The following is a 6,141-nucleotide window of genomic DNA, read 5'->3' on the forward strand; positions in this document are numbered from 1 at the left end:
GAAACCATGGTTCAGCAGATAGGAGGTAACCATGATCCCAGAAGCGATTAAAAAATTAATTTTGCAATTTCAAAAAATTGAGATGACCGAATACCATATTTATCGGGCGCTGGCCCAAAAAGCCAAAGGCAAGAATAAAGAGATCTTAAATAAAATAGCCAGCGACGAACGACGCCATTCAGAATTCTGGTCAAAATACACCGGTGTAAAAATCAAAGCCAATCGATTTACTATTTTCAAATATTTACTCATTGAAAAAATATTAGGTCTGACTTTTACCATTAAAATGTTGGAGAAAGGCGAAGAGCAGGCAGAAAAAAATTACAAAGCCATCCTTGAAGAAATACCCGAAGCCCAGCAGATTATTAACGAAGAGAACGAGCACGAAAAGATGCTGGTGGACATGATCGATGAACGTAGAATTGAGTACATTGGTTCAATGGTATTGGGCTTGAACGATGCTCTGGTTGAGTTAACCGGAGCCCTGGCCGGGCTCAGTCTGGCTTTGCAATCCACGCGTTTAATCGGTCTGGCCGGCTTGATTACCGGGGTCGCGGCTTCGCTTTCTATGGCCGCATCGGAATATCTGTCCAAAAAATCGGAAGCCGGGGCACAAAGCCCTCTGGTGGCCTCCTTTTACACGGGGATTGCTTACATTTTTACGGTCACCTTGCTGGTCGGCCCCTTTTTCTTTTACAGCCACTATCTTGTGGCCATGGCCAATACTTTGATCTTTGTTCTTTTGGTTATCTGGTTTTTTTCCTTTTTTGTCTCTGTAGTTAAGGAATTCGATTTTAAAAAGACGTTTATTGAGATGCTGGTGATCAGTTTAGGCGTGGCTGTCATCTCCTTTGGCATTGGTCTGGTAGCCAGGCACTTTTTAGGCGTAGATATCGGTTAATGACTAAAAAGTAAAATGGACTTGTTTCCCTTTGCGAAAAAATTTTTCAGGAAACAGTCGTTTTGGTGCTTTAGTCTTTCGAAAGGGAGGCATTAAACCAGTAGAGGGAAGTACAGGGACTAACCTGGTAACAAGCAATGTTTTAGGGCTAACACCTGGTCCTTCAACCGAAAGGGGCGGTGTTCGTCGTTGGGTACAGCAGTCTTTGAGCAGAATAGGAAGGATTAAAATATCCGCGATGACAAAGGTATTTGAAATCATGATTGCTTTTCTGGTTTTTAGCGGGTATTTTGCGTAAATTGAAAAGGTAAGCATCTTTTTGGTAGAAATACAATTAGAAATTTGATCATGACAGCTTTCAGGCTTAAGGCGTGGGTGGCTACAATTTTTATGGGTCTTCTATTATTATTCAGCTCCTGTTCATTTCCCGAGCGCAAGCGGGCCATTAAAAAACAACCCATATTGTACGATCGTTTTCGTCCCCTGCCGGAAATTAAACTCCAAAAAAACGAAGACCACCAATTTGTCTTTACAAACAAGATTACCGGCTTCTTTGTCGGCCACACTCATCGATACAACAGCAATAATTTTGAAGGCTGGACAGTTAACGAAATTCATGTTTTCAAAGATTACAAGTTGTTCCGCAATGGGAAGGAACTGAAACGCAACCGACTACGCACTTTTATCTTGCGGCCTTATGGATTCGAAAGAGTGTATGAAGATAAAACCAGGGAATTCTTTACTCCGCTCGATTCCACAGACGTTTTGCTGATAACAATCCGGGCGCCCAAAGATGGTCAATTGCAATTGAGTTTACCCGAATTCAAAAAGAAAGTTACTGCAGAAGAGCCTGAAGCCGTTTTAATCAGGCGCACATTTGGCGACCGCGTATTGCGCGTAAACTATTTTAATGCATTGGATGGCCGTCATTTTTTTGTTTTTAGATTTGGAAAGTACAAGGCAGCAGATACCCTTGCGCCTCCGGTCATTGAGCGTCTGGAACAGGCCGTGGTTCAGCGAAAAAAACGGTTTGAACAGTTATTGCAAAGCCATCCCTTTTTTGTTCGGAATCGCCAGGTGTTAAACGCCCTGCAATGGGCGCTGTGTTCGCTGGATGCCCTTGTTACCAGGCAAAAGGGGCCGGGCATCTGGGCCGGATTGCCCTGGTTTAATAATTACTGGGGACGCGACACCTTCATTGCCATCAATGGCGCGCTGCTGTCCAGTGGACAGTTTGAGATGGCTAAAAGCATTTTACGGAATTTTGCCCGCTTTCAAATGAAGGATCCTGCGCGTAGAGAGTTAGGGCGCATTCCCAACCGGATTACAAATAATGAGGTCATTTACAATACAACGGATGGCACCTGGTGGTTCATTCGGGCGCTTTATGAGTATTATCTGTACAGCGGGGACCAGGCCTTTTTGCAGGAAATGTTTCCTATTGTGCGTCAGGCCATTGAAGGAGCCATTAAGAAACGGGTAGATGAGCTGGGCCTGTTAACCCACCAGGATGCCGAAACCTGGATGGATGCCATGGGCACGGAGGGCGCCTGGACGCCGCGCGGTAACCGCGCCGTGGAGGTTCAGGCTTTGTGGTACACTGCGCTGCAGATTGGCGCTCGCATGGCTCAGGAACTTAAAAAGGACGAAAATTGGGCCCAATCCTGGGCGCATCTGGCCGGCAGGGTAAAACAAAATGTAAACCGTTATTTTTGGAATGAGGAGACACAATCGCTGTACGACCATTTGAATGCAGACGGTAGCCCGGATCACCAGGTGCGACCGAATCAAATTTTTGCAGTCACCGTTCCCGATCTGCCGGGTCTTAGGCCGCTGATCTCTAAGCAGCGGCAAGAGGAAGTTGCTCGTTTTGTAACCAGTCATTTAACCACGGAGTATGGTGTGCTTTCCCTGTGGTTCAAAGACCCCCATTTTCATCCTTACCACCATTACCTGCCTTACTATGTGCCGGATGCTGCCTATCACAATGGTTTAATCTGGTGCTGGCTGGCGGGCCCGGTGCTCAGTAGCCAGATCCGCTTTGACCAGACATTAAGCGCCGGTCGTTTGTTTATGAATGAGGTTCGGCAAATTTTACACTTTGAAGCGATTGGCAGTTATTCCGAACTGGTAGAGCCTGTTTTACGCAAAGGAGAGCAACAACCCAGGATTTCCGGTACGGTTTCCCAGGCCTGGAGTCTGGCTGAATTTATCAGAAATTTTTATCAGGACCTGGTGGGCTATCAGCCAATGGCTTCGGAGAATCGCGTCTTTTTCCGCCCGCATCTGCTGGAGGAAATTGAGGAAATACGCTGTCGTCTGCCTTTTAAAAACAGTCATCTTGATGTGCATCTTCAAAAAACAGAGACGGGCATGAAATTTCGTTTACATTCCAATTTTGCGCACCAGCGCATCGAGGGTTTTGTTCGGTTCCCTGGCGACACTATTCCGGTGAAAATATTCTTACCGGATTCAGGACGCGATTTCGAATATGAATTTATTGAAACCGACACCACATCAGACTCTTTGAAATTGGCCAGAGCCTGGCAGATGGCTGTTATTGATTCCGGCATTCAATTTGCGACGATCCATAAAATACCGTTTGCCCTGTTAAAAGAAGAGCAGGTGTTTTTCCCCATGGGCAGGAATGGCCCCACTCTAATTTACCAACGGGATCAATTAAACGACGATCGAGGCGTAAACCAGTCTTACACCTACCCACTGAACAAGGCCTTTGCACTGGGCATTGCCGACATCAAAAGTTTTACGATTTACGATAACGGCCAGAGCTGGGGTTTCCGGATTGATTTGCGCAATTTGGTTAATCCGGGCTGGCATCCGGAATATGGTTTTCAATTGACGTTTCTGGCCATTGCGATTCAGGATGCAACATTGGGCGGCCCCTATTCGACCCGCGTGGGCCATCAAGCGCGTTTTCAGCTTGACACTAACCGGAAATTTAATCGCATCATCTACGTAGGCGGCGGGCTGGAAATCCGTAACGGCCTTAATCAGCGCGTTGCTTTGTTTGTTCCGCTCCGTTCCGGTTATCCCCTGGGATTTGTGTCGTACAAGCAAATTCGTTTTCAAATTCCCAAAAAATTCTTGCCCGGATTAAACAAACAAAGCAAGATTACCCTCCTTAGCGGCCTGCAGGATGACCACGGAGGATCCGGTCTGGGAGATTTCAGAAGCGTACAGGTAACGGCGGATCAATGGCACGGAGGCGGGGCCAGGGGAGCATCCGCGCCAGCGGTTTATGATCTTCTTTATGTGAATTAAAAATGGCAATGACTACAAAGGCCATTCAGGAACTCAAAAGCCACTGATCAAAGATGATGGCCAGAGCGGCCAGGGTGGTTAATGTTAAGATGGCCGGACGCATATAGCCTTTGTCTAAAATTCGGGATGTCTTTTGAGAGAAAACATAACCCAGCACAACGCCCGGCAAAAGCCAGAGCGCACGCACCACATCAACTAACGTAAATTTACCAATAAAGGCCAGAACGCTTAAGGATATAATGGTTCCTAAAATAAAGATGGCAGCTAAGGTTCCGCGTATTTTGGGGCCGTTCTGGCGTTGAAAAACCAGGGCCATGGGCGCTCCGCCAATGGCCGCGACGGTGGCCATGAAGCCGGAAACGATGCCGGCGCCGATTAAATTCTGTCGGTTTAACGCTAAGTTGATTCCGGCCACACTCATGATTACAGCCAGAATAACCAGAAGGGCAAACAATGGCTTTAGATGTTGAGCCGGAAAGATGGTCAAAAAATAGGCAGCCAAAATGCTCCCCACAATTCTGCCTACTGCGGCAAAGCCAAACTCTTCAAAACGCACGGCCGAACGCTCTCTTAAAAACATGAGAGTTGTTAAAACCATTGCAACCAACAATAAGGGTGCAGGCACGAAAGCCGGATCAACCAACACTAAAAGGGGCACGGCAAAAGGGCCCAGTCCAAAACCAATCGATCCCTGCAAAAGGGAACCAATGAAGGTAATCAGGAAAACGATTAAGAAGTAAACAGGATCAGACATGGCTTTCTTTCTTTTTTAGCAGGGAAATTAATGTTTTTTTGAATGTACTCCTAATTAATCTTTTAGCATTATTTTGAACAGAGAGGCCACAGGCAATGAACTCCTGTGTGATTGTGGGAGAATTCAAATTCTGACAACGATTAAATTTATTTAGTGGGAATCGGGCTGACGTACCGAATTCTTACCGATCGTGAATGGGGCCATGATAGGAAATCTCCAGCACAGGTGGGAAAATTTTCCATACAAACCTTCCCCCTCTCCCAGACGTTTATTCTGGGAAAAGGGGATGCAGGAGATGAGAAAATTATTAATTAAAAACATACTTTGTGCTTCATTATGCGCTTTATGGTAGATTAATGGTTGCGGCTGTGCTAACTTTGAGAATAAATGGTTTCAGGGTGCCAGACAACACAGCGAATTTGTATTTTTTAATACAGTTATATTTAAATTTCATTTCTTAATCAATTTCATTAAATTCTTCACTAAAACTATTAAAAATAAAAGAAAAATAGAAAGTATAATTAATGAGCGACCGGAACATAAAAACCGATCTCACCTTTTTTACCAATGAACCGCATTCCACCCTATTAGACCGATTTGTAGCCATTTTAAAGGATGTGCGCTATTTTGATATTTTAGTCGGCTATTTTCGCTCCAGCGGTTTTTTTCAGCTGTACAAATCATTCGAAAATATTGAAAGAATAAGGATTCTGGTGGGACTTGGTCTTGATAAGTTAACCTTCCAGATCATCGAAACAGCCAACAATGCCGATTTTGAGTCCCATACCAAAATAAAAGAATATTTCGGCGGGTTGCTTGTATCCGAAATAGAGCAGGCGGCCGATTCCAGAGAAGTGGAAGAGGGGATTTTAAAATTTGTTGAATTTATTCAATCAGGAAAAATCCAAATTAAAGCCCATCCCAGCCGCAATATTCACGCCAAAGTGTACATCAGCCGTTACCGCGAGGACGATCGCGACTTTGGCACTGTAATAACCGGTTCGAGTAATTTCTCGCAAGCCGGTTTGGTGGCGCAACGCGAGTTCAATGTGCAGTTAAAAAACAGCGCCGATGTACAATATGCCCTTGAAAAGTTTGAAATGCTGTGGAAAGAAGCGGTGGATATTTCCGATTATTATGTGGACGTCATTAAAACTAAAACGTACCTGGATGACTCTATTACACCTTACGAGCTCTATCTTAA

The 6,141-nt window shown here is 45.1% G+C and carries 4 protein-coding genes; 3 read left to right on the forward strand and 1 reads right to left on the reverse strand.

The window, feature by feature from the left end; translation table 11 throughout:
• Window positions 1–31 precede the first annotated feature (31 nt).
• Both ACWB0I_RS07845 and ACWB0I_RS07850 read left to right on the forward strand, forming a co-directional pair.
• A complete protein-coding gene (locus ACWB0I_RS07845; RefSeq protein ID WP_479387502.1) occupies window positions 32–901 on the forward strand; it encodes a VIT1/CCC1 transporter family protein in 870 nt (289 codons plus the stop codon).
• A gap of 390 nt (window positions 902–1,291) precedes the next feature.
• The gene (locus ACWB0I_RS07850; protein ID WP_479387503.1) at window positions 1,292–4,183 is read left to right on the forward strand and encodes an amylo-alpha-1,6-glucosidase; all 2,892 of its coding nucleotides are present in this window, start codon (window positions 1,292–1,294) and stop codon (window positions 4,181–4,183) included.
• 25 nt (window positions 4,184–4,208) lie between these two features.
• Here ACWB0I_RS07850 and ACWB0I_RS07855 read toward each other — a convergent pair whose 3' ends face one another.
• On the reverse strand, window positions 4,209–4,937 hold the full coding sequence (locus tag ACWB0I_RS07855; protein ID WP_479387504.1) for a sulfite exporter TauE/SafE family protein: 729 nt from the start codon (window positions 4,935–4,937) through the stop codon (window positions 4,209–4,211).
• Between the two features lie 524 nt (window positions 4,938–5,461).
• Here ACWB0I_RS07855 and ACWB0I_RS07860 point away from each other — a divergent pair.
• Window positions 5,462–6,141: phospholipase D-like domain-containing protein (locus tag ACWB0I_RS07860; RefSeq protein ID WP_479387505.1), on the forward strand; the 680-nt coding region annotated here is incomplete at its 3' end.

The organism is Caldithrix sp. (assembly GCF_056497305.1).